This window comes from Paenibacillus sp. 4624, from assembly GCF_050435065.1.
GTDB lineage: Bacteria > Bacillota > Bacilli > Paenibacillales > Paenibacillaceae > Paenibacillus > Paenibacillus amylolyticus_D.
In genome coordinates, this window is sequence record NZ_JBNDJR010000022.1 from 15,883 (window position 1) to 35,488 (window position 19,606).

Sequence of the window (19,606 nt, forward strand, 5' to 3'; positions counted from 1 at the left end):
AATGGGGTGGATCAAGAATATGGTTATGAAGATGCTGCGTATTAACCCAGCACCTGAGAGCAGAATTGTCACGATCACAGAACCGCTCTCATATCGAACGAACGTACTGCGTAACCGCCTGTGGTTCCGGGGTGATGCTTCCGAGCTGGATCAGTTCTATAAGCAGACAGGAACGGACGCTGTCGGGAAGGCAAGGTTTTGGGCAGCGGTACCCAGCCACAACATGACGATTAGGAAAATCCATTCCGGTATGCCTGCCATGATTGCAGAGCGTCTATCGGATATCGTCGTTGCTGACCTGGAAGCCATTGAGGTCGATAAGGAAACCTCATGGGATGATATCAGTGAGGACAATGATTTTGCTGAGTTGTTGGGTCAAAACATCATAGACGCTTTAGTAGCGGGGGATGGAGCATACAAGATCACCGTGGATACAGCGGTCACGAAATATCCCATTATTGAGTTTTACAGTGGGGATCAGGTGGAGTACAGACGGAACCGTGGCAGACTTCATGAAGTAGTCTTCTTCACGGACTACACCCTAAAGGGTAAGGATTACCGTTTGGAAGAGACATATGGGGCGGGATATATCCGGTACCAGCTTTATGATGCTTACGGCAAAGGCGTTCCGCTTACCACGTTGCCTGATACGGCTAAACTGGCGAACATTGAATACGATGGCAAGTTTATTATGGCTGTGCCGCTTATGATCTTCCGCAGTTCTAAGTGGGAAGGGCGAGGGAAGTCCTTGTTTGATAGTAAGTCGGACAACTTTGACGCATTGGACGAGGTGGTTAGCCAATGGTGGGATGCGATCCGGGCAGGCCGGGTGCAAAAGTACATTCCCGATGACTTGGTACCGAAGAATCCCGAAACCGGGGTACCGATGAGGTCTAACCCATTTGATAATCAGTTCATCAAGATTGGTAGCTCAATGGCAGAGGATGCCAAAGACCAAATTACGATGCTGCAGCCACAAATCCTGTATGAAGCGTTCGTGGGGTCATATGCCAGCGCTTTGGATATGTGCTTGCAGGGCATCATGTCACCTTCCACGCTGGGCATTGACTTGAAGAAAACGGACAACGCAGAAGCGCAACGGGAGAAGGAGAAAGCCACCCTGTACACTCGTGGCAAGATCATTGATGCGCTGAATGAGGTGTTGCCCCGTCTGGTTGAAACTGTATTGAAGGTACATGATACGATGCAAGGCCATGTAGTCGGGAAATACACCGTATCGGTTAAGTTCGGAGAATACGCCAGCCCATCCTTCGATGCTGTGGTGGAGACGGTAGGCAAGGCCCGGACGTTCGGTGTGATGAGCGTAGAGCGTGCGGTCGAAGAAATGTATGGTGATACCTGGACGGATGAAGAGAAGGCCGAAGAGGTGGCGCGCTTAAAAGCAGAGCAGGGATACACTTTAGACGAACCGGCACTGAATCGGGATGACCCACCGGATACTGATCCTGATGAAGAGTCGGAAGTTGATGCTGAATGAAGAATTATGACATTCGGCAAATCTTCGCGGACATGGAAATGGATCTGATCAAGTCCATGCAACGCAACCTAAAACGTCATGAGTTTGACGAGGAAAAGGAAGGCAAGGAATGGGAGCAGTGGCAGCAACGGAAGCTGGAGGACATACAGCAGTACCGGAAGGAAATAAACCGGGTATCCAAGAAGTACGAACCGGAAGTGATGCAGGCTGCCGAAGCAGAGGTTAAAGGGGCTTGGCGCCGCGGGGCAGATCGTGTAAAGAACACGGTTAAGAACTTGTGGAACAAGATTACAGGTAAGAAGCCTGGAATCGAACTAGAAGATGGATCAGACCGCAGTTTCTTCAAAATCAACGAGAAGCGGGTAAATGCCTTGGCTGATGCTGTCAAAAACAATCTGCAAATTGCCCGTCATGCCATGTTAAGGCAGGCAGATGACGTGTATAGACAAACCATCTTCAAGTCCCAAGTGTATTTGAACAGTGGCGCCGCTTCGCTTGAACAGGCCATAGATAGGGCAACGAAGGACTTTCTGGAGAAGGGGTTTGACAATATCACCTATGCCAATGGACGCCGGGTGAACATTGCTTCTTATGCGGAAATGGTGTTGCGTACATCTTCCCAGCGTGCGGTGTTTGCCGGAGAGGGTGCAAAACGGGATCAGTTAGGCATCCGAACTGTGGTCATATCGTCACATGGTAACTGTTCGAAGCTATGTCTGCCCTATCAGGGCAAGGTGTTCATTGATGATGTATACAGCGGCGGGACTCCTGCAGATGGTAAATACCCGCTACTGAGCAGAGCCATTGCAGCGGGGTTGTTTCATCCGAACTGTCGCCATAACATGACCACGTTCATTCCTGGTAGTAGCACGTTGCCCCCTCCTGCTGATGATGAGAAAGCCTTGGCTAGATATCAGGCGGAGCAGAAACAGCGGTACATGGAACGTCAGGTGCGTAAATACAGACGGCTCAGCGAGGGCAGTGTAGATGATGAGAACAGAGCCAAGTACAAAGCAAAAGTCAGACAATGGCAGGGGCAATTAGGGCAACATATGAAAGACCATGATTACTTACGCCGCGATTATAAACGTGAAAAACTCAGGATACCGCCTACTTAGTACCTTCTCATGCAGAGGGTGCTTTTTTTATGGGCTCCAGATGAGACTTTTGGAGCTCACTGCTCAGTAACCGGAGCATATCGGTTAACTCCCCTAGCTGGAGAGCAGCTATATAAATCTATGGAGGTTGATGATAAATGGACTGGCTGAAAACGTTGTTGAAGAATGCGGGATTGGATGATTCAAAGATTGATGGGATCGTGACGGATGCAGGCAAGGAGCTCCCAAAACATTTTGTTCCCAAATCGCAGTACAACGACCTGGCGGATGTGAAGAAGAAGCTAGAGAAGGACATCACGGATCGAGACACGCAGCTTGAAACGCTCAGTAAGGATGCGGGCGCTTCGGAGTCGCTAAAAGCAGAGATTGCCCGGTTACAAAGCGAGAATACAACAGCCAAGCAACAGTACGAATCTGATTTAAAGGATATTCGGATGAGTAACGCCATCACATCGGCGCTTAACGGTAAGGTTCACAACGAGAAAGTGGTTATGGGCATGATCGACAAGGCCAAGTTGGTCATCGGTGATGACGACAAGGTGGTTGGTCTGGAAGAGCAGCTAAAGGGACTGCAAGAGTCGGACGCTTACTTGTTCAAACCGGATGAAGCAGGCGGGGGCGGGGGCAACGGCGGTGCTGGTGGCTTCCGTGTTGGTACACCGGGACAAGGAACAGGGCAAGCCACAAATGAACAACTGGCAAACATTTTCGGGGTTGCTGACACGAAGTAATAAACCAATTTACTAATTTAAGGGAGAGATGAACACATGGCGTTTAACTATGTAGAAAGTTTTTTGACCACATTGCAGCAAAAGTATACGAAAGAGTTGGCTTCCGATGCCCTGACCACGCAAAATGCAATCTGGGTGAATACCAAAACAATCCAGGTACCGAGTTTGGATGTAGCGGGATATAAGAACCACAACCGTTCTGGAGGCTGGAACCGTCAGGCAGTGAGCAATAGTTTCGTGAATCTGACCTTGGAATTTGACCGTGACGTCGAGTTCTTCGTTGACGCAATGAACGTAGATGAAACGAATCAAGTCGTTGCTGCTGCTAATCTGACAGCCACTTTTGAGAAGGAACAGGCCATTCCTGAGCTTGATAAATACCGCTTCTCAAAAATGTATGCAGACTATGTGGCGATGGGCTACACACCTGATACAACCGTTTTGGATGCTGCTAATGCCTTGGAAGTGTTCGACGAAATGATGATGAACATGGACGAGGCAGAGGTACCACAGGAAGGCCGGATCATGTACGTAACTCCAACCTATATGAAGCTGCTGAAATCCGCTGAGAAGCTTCGCCAGATCGTCACCGTGGGTCAGAACAGCGGCGTGATTGACCGGGCAGTACGCAGCTTGGACGAGGTTGTGTTGAAATCCGTACCATCCAGCCGTATGAAGACGGTATATGACTTCACAAACGGTGCTGTGGCGGGTGTGGGTGCAAAACAGATTAACTTGATCCTTGTTCATCCTGAGTGCGTGTTGGCGCCGATCAAACACAGTGCGGTTTATCTGTGGGAGCCAGGTAGCCATACACAAGGTGATGGGTATTTGTACCAAAACCGCCGTTACACGGATCTGTTCTTGATCGAGCGCAAAGCCGCAGCAATCCAAATGAACGTTCAAGCCTAAAAATAACAGCCAATAGAGAGGGGCAAATCACATGTTGATTGCAGTTAAGGGAAATACACAGTTGAAGATTGACGATGCTGACCGGGATACCTATCTTAAACTCGGCTACGATATCGCTGAACAGTCGGGAAATACGCTTGAGGTGGTAGAGAACTCTTCAAGTAAAAAGGTGTCTTGGAAGGAATATGAAGCCCTTCTAAGAGAGAATGAAGAATTGAGAAATCAGGTTGCGGAGTCTGGTTCTGGCACATCACAAGCCATGAAGGGCTTGCAAACACAATTGGATGATGCCAACAAGGAAATCAAAACACTGAAAAAGCAACTTTCAGACGCAGAAGCGGCTAAGAAATCCGCAGCCGATGACAAGTAGGTGAAGACATGTCGTATGTAACGACACAAGAATATGAGACGTATGGAGATGGAACCATCCCGGCTGAGGACTTGGATAAGGCTCTTAGCCGGGCATCCGATCAAATAGACAGCCTGACCTATAATCGCATCGTACAATCGAAACTGGACGGCTTGACAGCCTTCCAGCGGTTGAATGTGGTTAAGGCGGTGTGCCAGCAAGCTGACTTCCAGTATCAGTATGGTGATTACTTGGACTTTCCACTTGCTGGATACTCTGCTGGGAGTGTCAGCGTGTCTTTTAAGGCCGTTGATGGCCCCGGAGGGGTTAAGACTACCGAAGCCGTGACAAGCTTGTTACGGGCTACAGGGCTGGCGAATAGGGGGCTTTGCTGATGAAAGGTAAGTTTCCATTTCCGCACTGGATTCTCAAAACGCCTGTCCAGGTGTTTCGCACAGAGCTTTCAGAGAATGGTGAGCCTGTCGAGGAACTAATCTTTGACGGGCTTGCTTGTTATGACGAGAAGATGCGGCAGAAGCTGGATAAGGAGCGCCGTTTGGTCACGCTGTCAGGTAAGGTGATCATCAAGGATGACATATTACCGGGTAAGTTGATTGAAGGCTTCGTCCGGGTTGGCGGTACCGATCGGATTATATTCAGCGCGTCACGTCCACAGCATCCAGATGGTAGCGTCTTTTCTACAGAATTGGAGTTGGCATAGATGGTCAAAGTCAAAGTGACAATGAACCGGAAGGCGATGCGTGATATTGAGAGCGCCCCGCTTCGTGCTCTGGAACAGGCGGTGAATGGTAAGGCGGAAAGCCTGCTGACCGAAATAGCTAGTGCTCAGGTTGTTCCAAAGCAGACGGGTGAGTTGGAGAGAAGCGCTTGGGTAAATATGTCCGGAATTAAAAAGGGCAAGGTTAAGCTTGTCTATGATACGCCTTATGCACGCCGGATGTACTTTCACCCCGAATACAATTTCAGGAAAGATAAGAACGCCAATGCACAAGGGCTATGGCTGGAAGCTTGGCAACAGGAACAGAAAGGCTGGATTCGTAAGACCATTGAAAAGCTGATCAAGAAGTTTGGGGGTGGCTCAATCAAATGATGCTATCTGAGATTCGGGATTGGCTGAGAACACAGATAGATTCTCCAAACTGGTACATTGGCAAGATCGATGGGAAAAAGGAACAGTCCATAGGGATTTACAACTTGAATGCCGGACAGCCAAACATAGCCATCGGAGGGTTGGAGAATACCAGCTATGCCAGCAAGTCCATATCCATACTGGTGCATTGGTCAAAGAATGCAGATACAGCGGAGCGTAAGGCCCACGAGGTCTACGTTGCGCTATTTGGTCGTACTGACGGTGAAATTGCAGGACATAGGGTTATTGCCTTTGAGATGCGGACACCGTGGCCTATTGATGTGGGCACAGATGATGCCGGGATTTACGAATATGTGATTGAGACAACGATTTATTACGAGAGGTAGGGGATTGAAATGCCAACAACAGGCGTTTTTCCGGTTCACAACAATATTTTCAAAGTAGGCGTCAAGGGGAGAGCTTCTACAGCGTCTGATATGAAGACGATCAAGGATTTGGAAAACTTCGCGCCTGCCATCGACGGCAACACGGAAGAATGGAGTTCGATGGATCAAGGAGGATGGACAAGACGTGCAGTAACAGGCAAGTCGTTGTCATTTAGTTTCAGTGGTAAGCGGAACTATGGTGATCCGGGTAACGATTATGTTGCGGGTCTGATGCTTGGCACAGGGCAAGAGGTAGAAACCATCTTTGAATGGACAATGCCCTCTGGTGCGAAGCTGACCATGGATTGCGTCATTAACTTGACCACACCAGCAGGCGGCGATTCGACGAACATTGACGGTCTGGAGTTTGAACTGCTTTCTGATGGTAAGCCGGAATTTGAACCGGCACCAGCTACACCTTAATTCATAAACCCAAGGGGGATTAACCTATGTCACAAGTTATTAATATCACAGATAAGTTTTCTAAAGAACTGCCGTCCATCCAAATTGGCGATAAGCTGTACCCGGTCAACAATGGGGTATCTGCCATGATGGCGTTTGAAGCCGCCGCAACGGGTGGAACTTCTGGCATCCTGAAAGCCTTGGAAGGCGCATTTGGCAAAAAGGCATACAAGGAAATGGGCATTGAGGACATGAGCATGGGGAATATTTTGGTTTTGTCATCGGCTGTTCTTGCAGCAATGATGAACATCACCTATGAGGAAGCGAATGCGCGATTTCAGCGGGAAGTCCAGTCCTGATGGCTGGTATGACCTGTATGAAGATTGGCCGCTGATTGAAGCGAGTTTAGCCAAGCAATATGGAATCCGCATACGCCAACACGGGGATATGCCTTGGGAAGAATTTTGTACGTTGGTCGGAGGCCTGATGCCGGACACGCCGCTGGGAAGCATCGTGTCGATCAGGGCAGAACAAGACCCTAAGACTATCAAGGGGTTCAACGTAGACCAGCGGCGTATCTACAATGATTGGCGTAAACGGCAGGCAGTCAAACAGTTGGACAACCCTGTTAAGTTGGATCAGGAGATGAAGAATCTGGAAGCCGCAATGGCTCGGGCCTTTGGAGGTGGATAGATGTCAAGCGCAGGAAGCATAGAGATAGACTTAGGGCTAAATTATGGGCCGTTTCAAAGTCAGCTTAATGGAATCGCTGGTACAGCTACCAATCTGGTCGGTGGAGCTTTCAAAAAGCTGGGTGTGATTGTTGCTGGAGCTTTTGCGGTTCACAGTATAAAGGAGTTTGGTAAAGAAGCCATCAACCTTGCATCGGATCTGGCAGAAGTCCAAAACGTGGTGAACGTCACGTTTGGCAGCATGACGAACCAGATTAATAACTGGTCATCTAACCTGATCGAGTCTTTTGGCTTGTCTGAGCTGTCCGGTAAACGCTATGTATCCACCATGGGGGCCATGCTTAAATCGTCAGGAGTTACAGGGGAAGCCATGAAACAGATGTCTGTCAAAATGACAGAACTATCTGCAGACATGGCTTCTTTTTATAACATCACAAACGATGAAGCCTTTTACAAGGTCTTCTCTGGTTTGACAGGTGAGATCGAGCCGCTAAAACAGCTCGGCGTTAACATGTCAGTCGTCAACATGGAAGCCTACGCCATGTCGCAAGGTATTAACAAGTCATGGGTTAAAATGACTCAGCAAGAGCAGACGCTTTTACGGTACGGCTATTTGCTCAAGGTGACAGCGGATGCCCAGGGTGACTTTGCGCGTAACGGTCAGTCTTGGGCGAACCAAGTCCGTATGATGTCCGAGCAGTGGAACATCTTTAAAGGCACTATGGGTGCGGGATTCATAAACATTCTGACCCCGATCCTGAGAGGACTTAACTGGATCATTGCCAAACTACAGGTAGCAGCGGCATACTTTCGGGCATTTACCGAACTCATCTTTGGTGATGCTGTTAATGCTGGCGGTGCGGGCGTTGTAGCAACTGATGCTATGAGTGGTTTGGGGGAAGCTGCCGAGGTAGCGGCTCCAGCAGTGGGAGATGTGGGCAAAGCTGCAGAGGGCACAGGCAAGAAAACCAAGAAGGCTGCCAAGGAAATGAAGGGGAGCCTGGCAAGCTTCGACCAACTAAACACGTTGGCAAAGTCTACGGCAGATGCTTTAGGCGATGCCGGATCAAAAGCTGCAGGAGCTGGCAAAGGGATCGGAGCGGGATTCGGTGGTTTGGGTAACTTCGGTGAACTTGATTTAGGTACGCCGACTATTGAGGTAGACCCGATTAAGCAACAAGTGGCTGCTTTCATCGATGACGTCAAAAGTCGTTTTGCAAACTTGTGGTCGTTTTTGTCTTCTGGATCTGGTGAGATGCGTCAAGCGTTACAACCGTTTGTTGACATGATGGTGCCTATCCGACAATCTGTGTCCAACATGGGCAAGACGTTTTTGGATTTGAAAGACAGAGTGCTTATCCCGGCTGCGAAGTACATTTTGGGCGATTTCATACCAAGTATCGTCACAGGCTTTGTGAAGTCGTTCGCTCCAGTGATTGCAAAGCAGATTGTATGGACATTTGATTTCTTGGATCGGACATTCCGGAATTCCACGGATCAGTCCATTAAGCTGTGGGATACGGTCTGGTTGCCGAGTCTGGATAAGGTTAAGAACGCATTTGTAACCAACATGCCCCTCATTGCGGCATCCTTACAAAGCTTGCTGGATGGGACGCTTAACCCGTTCACGGATTTCATGACAAACGATTTTGCAATCCCGATATCTACAGTTTTGACAGAAACATTAGTGCCCATCTTTACCGACACTTTGGTATGGGCAATTGATACGTTTGCGAAGACATTTGATAATGCCGTTAACCACATCAATGAGCTGTGGGAAGGTACGCTAAACCCTTCATTGGAGAAATTCCGAGATATGTTCTTGGATGTCATTCCGCAGATCGGTGATTCTTTTGATAAATTGTTGAATGGCTCGATCAAGCCATTTGTGGATTATATCCTTAATGAATTCATTATCCCGATTGCCTCCAAGATTACGGATACACTTGTCCCGATCTTCACGGATGTACTGGTTAAGGCGTTTGAAGAAGCCGCCAATACGTTCGAGTGGGCCGTGGACATGATGAACGACATTTATAACACTGTGCTGAAACCCGTTTTCGATCTGATCAAAAAAATCGTCATGGATACGCTACAGATTGTAAAAGATCTATGGAATAAGTACGGCAAGGACATCCTTGATAAGATCACCGAAATGATGGAGAACACGCGTAAGTTGTTCCAGAAGCTTTGGGACGATGTGTTGAAACCGATCATAGAGCCTTTTTTGAAGAAGCTGGATGAAATTTGGGAGGGCACAATCAAAGGGATCATTAAGCAAGTAGGCGAGGTTGTGGCTAAACTGATCAGTGCCGCACTTGATATATACAACAAGTTCATTGTGCCATTGATTGGCTATATCATTGACAAACTTGCTCCAAGCTTTACAAAGGGTTTCAACATTGTGCTGAACATAGTCACAACGGTTGTAGAAAGCATTGGCGGTATCATCAAGGGGCTTCTGAAAACACTTGGCGGGATTATTGATTTCGTAGCCGGGGTTTTCACCGGAGACTGGAAAAAGGCTTGGAACGGTGTTAAAGACATCTTTGGCGGTATCTTCGATTCGCTCTATGCACTTGTCAAAGCACCGCTGAATCTGATCATTGATGGGATTAATAAGGTCATTGAAGGGTTTAACAGCCTGAGTGTAAGTATTCCTGAGTTCGAGGTGTTTGGGAATAAAGTTGGTGGCGGTTCTATCGGCTTACCAAACATTCCGAAGATACCGAAACTGGCGAAAGGTGGTTTGGCTTATGGGCCGACACTTGCCATGGTCGGGGATAACCGAGGGGCTTCTGTAGACCCGGAGGTGGTGTCACCGTTATCCAAGCTACAGGACATAATTAGCGGGAATAATCAACCGATGGTGGAAGTTCTCTTGCTGATCTTGGATGCTATCCGAAATGGAGACAAGCAGACCGTCATCCAGCTAAACGGTACGGAGTTGGGACGTGCTGCTGTAAGTGCTATAAACGACATCACAAGGCGTACAGGCCGATCGCCATTAACCACATAGGAGGGATTATAGTTGGAAATCAAAATTAATGGTCAGGAAATTGCCGCTTATCCCTCCACGTACCAGGTAACGGTGCTTGACTTGGATGACGCTAATTCATCCGTGCGTACAGCTAACGGTACTTTGAACAGGGATCGGATAGCGGTCAAACGGCAGATAGACATGACTTGGGGGATGCTAACATGGGCAGAAATGTCCGCCATCCTTCAATCCATGTCCAATGTGTTTTTTGATTGCACCTATCCTGACCCCATGACGGGTAAACATGAAACGAAGCGGATGTATGTCGGTAATCGGCCTGCACCGTTCAGTGTGATGAGTGGCGGCGTCATGTACTGGAACGGACTTAAACTGACGCTGACAGAGAGGTGATCGGATGTATCCAATATCGCCGCTCTATACAGATTATTTAAGACGTCCAGACAGGGAATTCATTGTCAAAGCTTTGGTACAGTCAGAGGAATATGATAGCAGTAAAATTGTGGACTTAAGTATTGAAAATAGCTTGAGCCTGAACAATGGTTTCGAGATCGGCACGGCTATCCCAAGCAAACTTACGATCAGGTTACGAACGAATGAAATCATCCCGGCAAATGCACGTATCGTGCCTTACCTCTCTTTAACTATGGCGGGTATGACCTGGCTACAGGCGCAGTACCCATGGCAGGATATGCATGTGTCTTGGACGGGTGACGGAACGGATTGGCTACCGCTGGGAGAGTTTTACGTTGATGGTCGTGAGAAGATCAATGATGTCTGGACATTCACCTGTTACGACAAGCTGGTTTTTGCGGATGTGGCCTACGTATCGTCATTGACTTATCCGACCACGCAACGTGCGGTGTTCAACGAGATTTGCAACCGGCTCGGATGGACGTATGACAGTAGTGTGGTCATCAATCCAGCGTATCAGATCCAAGCGGGGCCAGCCGGGTACACGATGCGTCAAGTGCTTGCCTATATCGCTTCTGCCAATAGTGCGAGTATTTACATCGATAAGGCAGGCACCGTAAAATTCAAACGGTTCACGGCTACTGATACACCAGTGTTTGATATGACCACGGCTGATTACGTTCAGGTGAAGCAAACCAATCCTGTTAAAACGTATACTCGGGTTGTGGTTACATACAACACAGAAGATGAGTTGCAATACGAAGCCGGAACAGGGGATGAGAATCACACGCTGTATGTCGAAAATCCATTCGCTACACAGGCGGTCACCAATGGCCTTCTGGCGGCTTTGAATGGATTTTCCTATTTACCCCTTACGATGGATGCGCGGGGCTTCCCTCAGCTTGAACAGGGGGATGTTATTGGGTTTGAACAGCAGGAAGGGACATCGTGGGACGAAACAGTTTCAACATGGCAGGATACGCATATCCCGTGGGATGGAATCGTCAGATACAAGACAGTCATCCTTCATCAAGTCTTCAACTTTGCTGGTGGATTGAAGATGAAGCTGGAAGCTCCATCGGTATCCGAGCAGCAAAGTGAATTTGTAGTGGATGGTACACTGACAACCGCAGTCAATAAGCTGAACAAGGAAGTTGTGAAGGAAGGCAAGTCCTATTACGGGGCAACGATCACACGTACTGAGGGTTTGACCATTGAGCGAGAAGATCACAAGAGCAAAGTCATCCTGAACAGTGATAAGCTTTCTTTTCAGGCCGATGGGCAGGATAGGTTGTACTTTGATCCGATTGCAGGCAAATACAAGTTCATAGGTACGCTGGAAGCCACGGACGGGGTTTTCAGCGGAAACCTGCAGGCGGCTGGCGGTACGTTTACAGGAACACTTCAAGGTGTTGACGGAACGTTTACAGGAAACCTTCAAGCCGCAGGTGGAACTTTCAGTGGAAACCTTCAAGCTGCAGGCGGCACCTTTCATGGCACATTGGTGGCCGGAAGGGTAGAGGGCGGAGAAATCATCGGAACATACATCGAGGGTGCCGATATACTTGGTTCAAAAATAAGAACCGCCGCAAGCGGGGAACGGGTTGTACTTGACCCACTTGGATTTGAGTTCTTTGACAGCAACAACGCAAAACGCGTATCACTAGGTACCAATCGCCAAGCTAACATATCGGGGCATACTTATTTCAATTCGAGTAGTCAATCACAGGGACTTGTCTATGCCGTATCCGATGAACTCCATGTGTTTGGTGTTAATGGATTACGACTTGGTACTGTTTCAGGAGGCACCACAACCCTACAAGGTAGTATAAACTTTACTGGAAATGTGAGTGGTTTGAATCTAGGCATCAATCAAGTGAACGGCCTACCTAGTCAATTGCAATCTTTACAAAATCAAATTGATAATTTGAGATACTCTCTTAACAATCATACACACACTGTTTCTGTACCGAACCATAACCATGGTAATCCGCAAAATGCTACATCTGGCGGTGGAACCTTTACGACCTCAACTCCGTAATGTATCATAATAGGAAAATAGCACCAATACGGAGGTTGCGATATGAAGAAGTTTTCACACAAAGTTGCGTACATTACTGGCGGTATTATCATAGGTATTGTTTTTTCGACAACAGCAGGGGCGTTTGCTGATCAGGTAAAATCTCTTGTAGGGAAAAAGGTTACAGGGGAATATACGATTGTTGTCGATGGCAAGAAATTGTCGGACAAGGGTGCCGTCATTGATTCCAAAGCCAATGTCCCAGCGCGTGCCCTGTCCCAAGCGTTAGGAGCTGATGTTAAAGTGGAGGGAAGAACAATTACCATTACTTCTCAAGACGAAAATTCAATCTCGGGTGATGACGTATCAAATGTAAGTAACCCCACACAATCTACTAATAAGTATATAGGCGGTACAAAGAAAAGTTTAGAGGAACTGAAAGAGAGCAAAATCAACAATACTATTAAGCCAGCAACTGAAGGCAGGGAGGCGCTTCTAAAAGAAATGGCAATACTTAAAGAGACGGAAGCCCAAGGCATTCCTGTTCCTGTATTAGCCGACAAAGAAAAGCAGCTAGCTTCGTATGATAAAATCCTAGCTGAGGCAAATGCCGACTTAAAACTGATTGATGAAGCACTCTTAACAGCTAAATAATAGAATCGCATAAACGAGAGTCCACTTTGACGTGGGCTTTTTTTTGTTGCTCAGAAAGGTGTGAAGACATGGAAGAACAACGTTTACGTGAGATCATCCGTGAAGAATTGATTGCCCATGATGAGCGGATCAAAGCTGAAACAATCACAATCCGGGTCAATGACCAGATGAAAGTCTCCATGCTTGAAATCATGAAAAATATGAATCATCAACCAATCAACCTTTAGATCAAATCAAATGAAACGAGGGATTTACATGAAATCAACAGAAGGAATAAAGGTACTGGCTGGAGAGGTTATCGTTCCTATCAAGATTGAGTTTGTAGAGGGATCAGAATTACCTTTCACGGATTTAATCAGGAAGGTTGTTCGTGAGGAATTAGCCGCTCACGAGGAACGGCTAAAAGGTAAACCGGAACTAATCAGTCCAATAGGTTCACTGCAATCTCTTGGATTAGTTACAGATCAGCTTCTTTCCGTTACACATGTAGGAGAAACGCATTTCCCTATTCAAGTTGATAAGAAACAACTCGCTGCTACTCTCGATCCTCATTTTCGGGGCTGTTCAGCCACAGATGATAAGACTCAAGAAGATCAAAAGTAACTGTCATACAAGCGGCCATAATACCGGTAGTATACTGTCTCATTCCTTCTTCTGTAGTAGGGATGCCGGAATTAATTTTTAGATCATTTATTTTCTCAGCGAGAAGTTCAAAATCAAGACTCTGAAAACCATTCCTGAAATCATCAAAATTTTTGCTCACATTTAAAACCTCCCTTCTAAGTTGTTAGGTGTAACGTCCTAATAATTCGATAAAAAGGGAGGTTTTTCCTTTGGAGGTGCATTATTTGAAAGTTAAAAAGGTGCTTGAACTCTCTGTGGATATTACAGACATTTTCCGTGAGTGCCCTTTAGTCATTCGTGCCATGCTGGATACGCTGCCCACGCTTGAATCTCAGGTGGCATTCCTTCGCACGATTCAAACGGATATTGATAAGCTACTGAAAGGAGTTGTTACGAATGGCGAATCGGTACGGGAACCTGGTCGGAACGAAAAAGATCAGTGAGGATTTTCAAACTATCAATGTAGCCTTTGACCGTGTACAAACTGAGATGGATACCAAAGGAACACCTGCAGACGCCCAGGCTAAAGCAGACGCCGCTAAGACAGCAGCCATTGCCGCGGCAGATGCCGCTCTGACAGCCCACAAAGCACGCGGGGCAGATGAGCATCCCAATGCTAAGGGAAATGCGGCAGGCTTTATGAGTTCAGCCGACAAGCTCAAAATGGATGCCAGCACGAACGCCGCAACACCGGACACGCTGATGCAACGTGACGCCGCAGGTCGTGCCAAGGTAGCCGCTCCAGCGGTAGCAGATGACATTGCACGTAAAGCTGAGACGGACGCCGTACAAAGCAATTTGGACAGCCATGCAGCGGATACGGATATCCATGTAACAGCAGAGGATCAGGATAAACTGAATGGAATCGAAGAGGGGGCCGAAGTCAATCAGAACGCATTTGCAAAAGTTAACGATGTAGAAGCTTCCAGCAAGTCTGATACGTTGCAACTGACAGGGGGAACCGGGATTACCGTTACAACCGATCCAGCTTCTAAGCGAGTTACTGTGACAGCTACGGGAACCGCTACGCCTGGTGCTCATGCATCCTCTCATATCACTGGTGGATCAGATGTAATTCCTGATGCCGTTACAAACGGAGCCAGCGGCCTGATGAGCGGTACAGATGCCAAGTTTGTCCGAGTGGATGGGGAATCTAAGACGGGGGCCCAGGCTAAAGCAGATGCCGCAGAGGAAGTATCCAAGGACTACACAGATAATCAGGTGGGAATAATTAAGGATCGGCTGGACACTCCAGAACGTGCATCCATAACACTGCAACCCGGTGTACGTGTAGTTGATGCCAATCAAGATGCAGCGATTAAGCTGGCGGGACTGCAAGGCCGGACAGTGCTTAACTATCAAAGCCAGATCGGTATCTATGGGGTACTTAACCCGTATGTGATCCGGTATGGGACGAATCTGTTGCCACCACTCTACGAATGGGATAATCAATTAGCCGGTATGGGCAATGTAACTGATCAATACAAAGCGAATGCATCTGTATCAGACAGTACCATTAAATATTTGCGTACTTACATCCCAGTTTTAGCTGGTCAGGTCTACAGCATTTCGGCCACGGTGGTTAATAGTTCTCTTTACTTGTATGCATGTGATGCTAGCAAAACACGTATTTCATCCCGAATAGATTCAAGCGTGATTACAGTACCGACAAATACAGTTTATCTTGAAGTTATATGGAGTAATACTACGCCTTCAAGTGTTCTTAATGGTGCGTATTCTATTGCAAATCCAATGCTCAATATAGGCTCTACCACCTTGCCGTTCAAACCGCGCGAAGACTCCATGCTTGCCCTGCAAACAGAGCTACACGCCAATCCAGACACTGGAGCAAACCCTGATAATGTGTTTGAGCGTGAAGGTCAGTACTACAAATTGGCTAAGTGGCGCAAGGCTTCATTGGATGCGGCTCTAACTTTTACATTGTGGGGGAGTGCTACTGGTTTTAAAGTTGTTAACGCAATGTTACCGGGGCCACCAGCCATTGACGGATCAGGTACGCTGACGAAGTATCAAGGCAAGGTGATCAAAGAGACTGATTACAATACCGTAAACAGCGCACCGGATAATTTAAATATTGGCTCATCAGGCGCTAACGGGGTATTCGATAATTTTCAAATTTCTATTTCTAACGTGGATAGTGGGTGGGGGGCATCATACAATCCAAGCGATGATGAGATTAAGGCATACTTTTTGGGATGGAAAATCTGTGACGGAGTGCAAGCTATCAACACATATAACGGAACTGGTACTAGGTACTGGGTGTATCGCAACAATGGCGTATCTGGTTCATTAAACTCTGATTATTCAGGTGTAACGACCACGCTTCCTACTACACTAGCGCCAAACTGGACGCCATATCAATTCCTATACCAACTAGCAACGCCAGTTGTCGAACCCCTCACGTCTGAGGGGCAATTGACGTTTATTGACGGGGATAATCAGATTGAAGTAGGTACGGGGATTGTACTGCGTGAAAGCGTCAAACCTGCTTTACTCACCCCTGACAACAATTATTATGTTAATAGTCAGGCAGCTGCAACTAAACTTGCGTACAAGGTAAGTAAATTCATTTATGTGTATGCAAATAGCCGACAAGTATATGATTGGTCAACCTCTACCAATGCTGATAGTTGGGGGGCACAGCGCCTATACAAGAACTCTAAAAACTTCGACTCGACCCAGTCCTACAGCGTCACATACCTGATGTTAGACAAGTATCCAGCTGTGGATATTACTGGTACGTATGCAAAGAATGAAAAAGCTCTGTTGTTAGATACTGTAAAGTCGATTCAGGAGAATACAACGCGGATATCTGTACTGGAGAGCAAGAAGGCTGAGAAAGATAATCCTGCTTGGATTACAGCAACACTCATTAACGGCGCAACAGGATCATTGCAATACAAAAAGTTAACTGATGGATTAGTCGTATTTAGGGGACTACCCAAAGCTGTTGTAAATGGAACAATAGCAAAATTGCCCATTGGTTATCGACCAGCATCCAATCTGCAAATAGGTGTTTTATCATCCAACACCTCTAACACCGTGCAATGTTGGGTGCAGATAGGTTCGAACGGTGATGTTACCGTTTCAAACTTTGGGACTGAGTGGATAAGTCTCAGTGGCATAGCTTACCTAGCTGAACAATAAAGGAGTGATGAGCGATGAAAGCCGTACCTAAAGTAAATACAGACGGACTCTATATAGAGGACGAGTTGGTGGATGATACCTTTAGTGGTGTCGTCCCTTTTTATGCGGAGCCTGAGCCTGTGGTATTTGATCCCGATCTGATCGAGCAACCGGAAGCCCCGGAGGAAGAGGTTGAGCCAGCGATTGCGGGGTATCTGGTTGGTGTGCCGGTTCCGGCTGGCCTGTTTCACCCGCGCTTTGATTTGGCGGCATGGGAAGCATACCAGGACGCAGTACAGGAAACTTTTCCTGACCTATGGACTGAGGGATTAAGTCAGGAAGAGATTGACGAGCTGACAAAACCGAAGCCAGAAGAACCGTCCGAACTTGATCTATTAAAACAACGGCTGGCAGAATCGGAAGCCGAGAACAAACGTTTAGCACAAGAGAGCAATGCCAATCAACTTGCTCTTATGGAGTTACACATGCTTGTGCTCAGTGTGGTGACACCAGATGAGGGTTAAGCTTGCTAGGTTACTGATTCATTGGGCTGTAGCACTCATGAGGGGAGGTGAGACGATGTTAGCTGTATACGTAATGATGATTCATAAAGGATTGATCAAGCTGGAGCAAGTGCCAGTAGGAAGCCGGGAGAAGGTGGCTGCTGCGTTGGAAGCGGCAGAGATGGACCAAAACGGAAATATCGTGTAACAGGCGTACCCAAGTAGTGCGCTATTTTTATGCCCTCTGGAGTGGTCAGAGGGCTTTTCCATATACAGAGAGAGATGGGGGATTGACGAATGGGAACAGGAGCAGGAGGTGTGAACGACATGCAGGTTCAGGATGTAAATACGATTGTGGACTTAAAGGTTCAACTAGCGCGGATCGAGGAAGCTCTAAAGCCGCTGGCGGCATTGGCTCCAGGTTTGGCAGAAGTGCGGGACGTTTCCAAAGAAGCCTTGCAGACAGCACAGCAAGTGGCAATCCGAAGTGTTGAGCTTGAAGCCGAATTGAAAAAAATTGCCGATGTGGCCCATGAAGCCAAGCGCAACTCAGTCGATTCGCAAACCCGTTTGAACAAACATGATGAGGATCAGAAGTGGCTCAAACGCACAGTGTACGGTGCGGTGTTGACTGGTGTTACTGGCCTGATCGTTACGGCGGTGTGGGCAGCTATTAAGTTAGGGGGAATGTAATTGTGGAATGGGATATCATTCAGGGATTAATTGATGGTAGGTTGCTGATCGTATTGGCAGCCTGCTGGGTGATCGGGTACGTTCTCAAGAAGACGCCGAAGGTGCAGGATTGGACTATTATTTATATCGTTTCTGGTGTGGCTATTGTATTTTCTATCCTGATGCTTGGCCTGAGCGTCGAGAGCGTGGTACAGGGCGTTCTAGTGGGCGCTGTGGCTGTCTATGGTAATCAGTTGGTGAAGCAGACGAAAAAGGGAGCTGGTACAGATGCAGACGCGTAAACAGGGCAATGCACAGGGCATTGACGTATCACATCATAACGGAAATATCGACTTCAAAAAGGTGGTAGCGGATGGGATTTCCTTCGTATTTATCAAGGCCACACAAGGCAAGTCCTTTCGTTCATCAAAGTTCCTGCAATTCGTGAAGGATGCTAAAGCGGCTGGCCTTCTGATCGGTGCTTACCATTACGTGGATGATTCGGCGGGGAGTGTGGAAGCAGCTAAGGCAGAAGCACAGAATTTCTACAGAGCCATTCAGGATGCTGGTGGGATCGGCGTGTTCGATCTACCACCAGTTATGGATTATGAGTCCAATAAAAAAGGCTACAGCAAAACGACGATTACCGCAGTAGCCAAGACGTTCCTGGAAGAGATTCATAAGCTGACAGGGGTAAAGCCATTGGTCTACACTTACCCCGCATTCATTGACAATTTCAGCGGTCTGAGCGGCTACCCATTATGGATTGCACGCTACAGCGCGCAAACGCCTGCTGACGCATCTGGTTGGACTCGTTGGGACTTCTGGCAATATTCGGACGGATCAGCAGGGGGCTATCTGCCACGGGGGAATCGTAAGGTTGACGGAATTAGCGGTGCGGTGGATCTGAACGAATTTGACGGCACGGTTGCAGAGTTACGGGCCAAGTATTCAAAGAAGAATGAACCAGTGAAGGGGGATAAGCCAGTGACACAACCAGTGCCAGAAAGGGATATCAACATTGTCAGCCCGTGGGCAGCAGTTACATGGGAAGAGGTTACAGCCAACGGATATTTCGACGGCACACGTCCAGGGGCGACCATAACAAGGGAAGAAGCTGGAATCGTGGTGAACAGGCTCAGGAAGAATTTACTGGCCTTGTTAGCTCAGGTGAACGGGGATGTCACTGACTTGGATAAGCGACTCAAACAGATCGAAGCAACTCAGGAATAATCCCAAACGCTTGGGAATATCAAAGGCCCTACCAGTATATAGCTGGCGGGGCCTTTTTTGCGTTCATCCTTGTAATTCGACCCCTCAACTTTGAGGAGTCAAA

Annotated in this window: 25 protein-coding genes; all 25 read left to right on the plus strand. The window is 47.6% G+C overall.

Features of this window, described 5'->3' with window-relative positions:
• The first annotated feature begins 1 nt into the window (after position 1).
• The 25 genes from ABIE27_RS29575 (at position 2) to ABIE27_RS29695 (ending at position 19,503) form a co-directional block, all read left to right on the plus strand.
• Positions 2–1,498: a capsid protein gene (locus ABIE27_RS29575; protein WP_429352118.1), complete on the plus strand. Its 1,497-nt coding sequence runs from the start codon at positions 2–4 to the stop codon at positions 1,496–1,498.
• A complete protein-coding gene (locus ABIE27_RS29580; RefSeq protein WP_429352119.1) occupies positions 1,495–2,616 on the plus strand; it encodes a phage minor capsid protein in 1,122 nt (373 codons plus the stop codon). The genes ABIE27_RS29575 and ABIE27_RS29580 overlap by 4 nt, the downstream gene beginning before the upstream one ends.
• A 137-nt stretch (positions 2,617–2,753) precedes the next feature.
• On the plus strand, positions 2,754–3,347 hold the full coding sequence (locus tag ABIE27_RS29585; protein WP_429352120.1) for a phage scaffolding protein: 594 nt from the start codon (positions 2,754–2,756) through the stop codon (positions 3,345–3,347).
• A gap of 36 nt (positions 3,348–3,383) precedes the next feature.
• A complete protein-coding gene (locus tag ABIE27_RS29590; RefSeq protein WP_429352121.1) occupies positions 3,384–4,259 on the plus strand; it encodes a capsid protein in 876 nt (291 codons plus the stop codon).
• A gap of 31 nt (positions 4,260–4,290) precedes the next feature.
• The gene (locus ABIE27_RS29595; RefSeq protein ID WP_429352122.1) at positions 4,291–4,629 is read left to right on the plus strand and encodes a hypothetical protein; all 339 of its coding nucleotides are present in this window, start codon (positions 4,291–4,293) and stop codon (positions 4,627–4,629) included.
• 8 nt (positions 4,630–4,637) lie between these two features.
• Positions 4,638–5,003, plus strand: a complete 366-nt coding sequence (locus ABIE27_RS29600; protein WP_429352123.1) for a hypothetical protein — start codon at positions 4,638–4,640, stop codon at positions 5,001–5,003.
• Complete coding sequence (locus tag ABIE27_RS29605; RefSeq protein ID WP_429352124.1) at positions 5,003–5,329, plus strand: hypothetical protein; 327 nt, start codon at positions 5,003–5,005, stop codon at positions 5,327–5,329. Before ABIE27_RS29600 ends, ABIE27_RS29605 begins: the two co-directional genes overlap by 1 nt.
• A complete protein-coding gene (locus ABIE27_RS29610) occupies positions 5,330–5,719 on the plus strand; it encodes a hypothetical protein (protein ID WP_429352125.1) in 390 nt (129 codons plus the stop codon).
• On the plus strand, positions 5,716–6,105 hold the full coding sequence (locus tag ABIE27_RS29615; protein WP_429352126.1) for a minor capsid protein: 390 nt from the start codon (positions 5,716–5,718) through the stop codon (positions 6,103–6,105). Before ABIE27_RS29610 ends, ABIE27_RS29615 begins: the two co-directional genes overlap by 4 nt.
• Positions 6,106–6,114: 9 nt before the next feature.
• Positions 6,115–6,567 carry a phage tail tube protein gene (locus ABIE27_RS29620; protein WP_429352127.1) on the plus strand — a complete coding sequence of 151 codons (453 nt, stop codon included), beginning with the start codon at positions 6,115–6,117 and terminating at the stop codon, positions 6,565–6,567.
• A 26-nt stretch (positions 6,568–6,593) separates the two neighbouring features.
• Positions 6,594–6,905 (plus strand): hypothetical protein, encoded by a 312-nt coding sequence (locus ABIE27_RS29625; protein WP_429352128.1) that lies wholly within the window; start codon positions 6,594–6,596, stop codon positions 6,903–6,905.
• The gene (locus ABIE27_RS29630; RefSeq protein WP_429352129.1) at positions 6,874–7,239 is read left to right on the plus strand and encodes a Gp15 family bacteriophage protein; all 366 of its coding nucleotides are present in this window, start codon (positions 6,874–6,876) and stop codon (positions 7,237–7,239) included. The genes ABIE27_RS29625 and ABIE27_RS29630 overlap by 32 nt, the downstream gene beginning before the upstream one ends.
• The gene (locus ABIE27_RS29635; RefSeq protein WP_429352130.1) at positions 7,240–10,257 is read left to right on the plus strand and encodes a phage tail protein; all 3,018 of its coding nucleotides are present in this window, start codon (positions 7,240–7,242) and stop codon (positions 10,255–10,257) included.
• 12 nt (positions 10,258–10,269) lie between these two features.
• Positions 10,270–10,629 carry a DUF6711 family protein gene (locus tag ABIE27_RS29640; RefSeq protein WP_429352131.1) on the plus strand — a complete coding sequence of 120 codons (360 nt, stop codon included), beginning with the start codon at positions 10,270–10,272 and terminating at the stop codon, positions 10,627–10,629.
• 4 nt (positions 10,630–10,633) lie between these two features.
• Positions 10,634–12,691 carry a hypothetical protein gene (locus ABIE27_RS29645; RefSeq protein ID WP_429352132.1) on the plus strand — a complete coding sequence of 686 codons (2,058 nt, stop codon included), beginning with the start codon at positions 10,634–10,636 and terminating at the stop codon, positions 12,689–12,691.
• Positions 12,692–12,733: 42 nt separating this feature from the next.
• The gene (locus tag ABIE27_RS29650; RefSeq protein ID WP_429352133.1) at positions 12,734–13,324 is read left to right on the plus strand and encodes a copper amine oxidase; all 591 of its coding nucleotides are present in this window, start codon (positions 12,734–12,736) and stop codon (positions 13,322–13,324) included.
• A 68-nt stretch (positions 13,325–13,392) separates the two neighbouring features.
• Positions 13,393–13,551 (plus strand): hypothetical protein, encoded by a 159-nt coding sequence (locus tag ABIE27_RS29655; protein WP_429352134.1) that lies wholly within the window; start codon positions 13,393–13,395, stop codon positions 13,549–13,551.
• A gap of 28 nt (positions 13,552–13,579) precedes the next feature.
• Positions 13,580–13,927, plus strand: a complete 348-nt coding sequence (locus ABIE27_RS29660) for a hypothetical protein (protein WP_429352135.1) — start codon at positions 13,580–13,582, stop codon at positions 13,925–13,927.
• A gap of 245 nt (positions 13,928–14,172) precedes the next feature.
• Positions 14,173–14,391: a hypothetical protein gene (locus ABIE27_RS29665; protein WP_429352136.1), complete on the plus strand. Its 219-nt coding sequence runs from the start codon at positions 14,173–14,175 to the stop codon at positions 14,389–14,391.
• Positions 14,345–17,116 carry a hypothetical protein gene (locus ABIE27_RS29670; RefSeq protein WP_429352137.1) on the plus strand — a complete coding sequence of 924 codons (2,772 nt, stop codon included), beginning with the start codon at positions 14,345–14,347 and terminating at the stop codon, positions 17,114–17,116. The genes ABIE27_RS29665 and ABIE27_RS29670 overlap by 47 nt, the downstream gene beginning before the upstream one ends.
• Positions 17,117–17,130: 14 nt before the next feature.
• Positions 17,131–17,619: a hypothetical protein gene (locus ABIE27_RS29675; protein ID WP_429352138.1), complete on the plus strand. Its 489-nt coding sequence runs from the start codon at positions 17,131–17,133 to the stop codon at positions 17,617–17,619.
• A gap of 55 nt (positions 17,620–17,674) precedes the next feature.
• Positions 17,675–17,806 carry a hypothetical protein gene (locus tag ABIE27_RS29680; RefSeq protein WP_429352139.1) on the plus strand — a complete coding sequence of 44 codons (132 nt, stop codon included), beginning with the start codon at positions 17,675–17,677 and terminating at the stop codon, positions 17,804–17,806.
• An 89-nt stretch (positions 17,807–17,895) separates the two neighbouring features.
• Complete coding sequence (locus tag ABIE27_RS29685) at positions 17,896–18,291, plus strand: hypothetical protein (protein ID WP_429352140.1); 396 nt, start codon at positions 17,896–17,898, stop codon at positions 18,289–18,291.
• A gap of 2 nt (positions 18,292–18,293) precedes the next feature.
• The gene (locus ABIE27_RS29690; protein WP_429352141.1) at positions 18,294–18,572 is read left to right on the plus strand and encodes a phage holin family protein; all 279 of its coding nucleotides are present in this window, start codon (positions 18,294–18,296) and stop codon (positions 18,570–18,572) included.
• Positions 18,559–19,503 carry a glycoside hydrolase family 25 protein gene (locus tag ABIE27_RS29695; protein ID WP_429352142.1) on the plus strand — a complete coding sequence of 315 codons (945 nt, stop codon included), beginning with the start codon at positions 18,559–18,561 and terminating at the stop codon, positions 19,501–19,503. Before ABIE27_RS29690 ends, ABIE27_RS29695 begins: the two co-directional genes overlap by 14 nt.
• Positions 19,504–19,606: the final 103 nt, after the last annotated feature.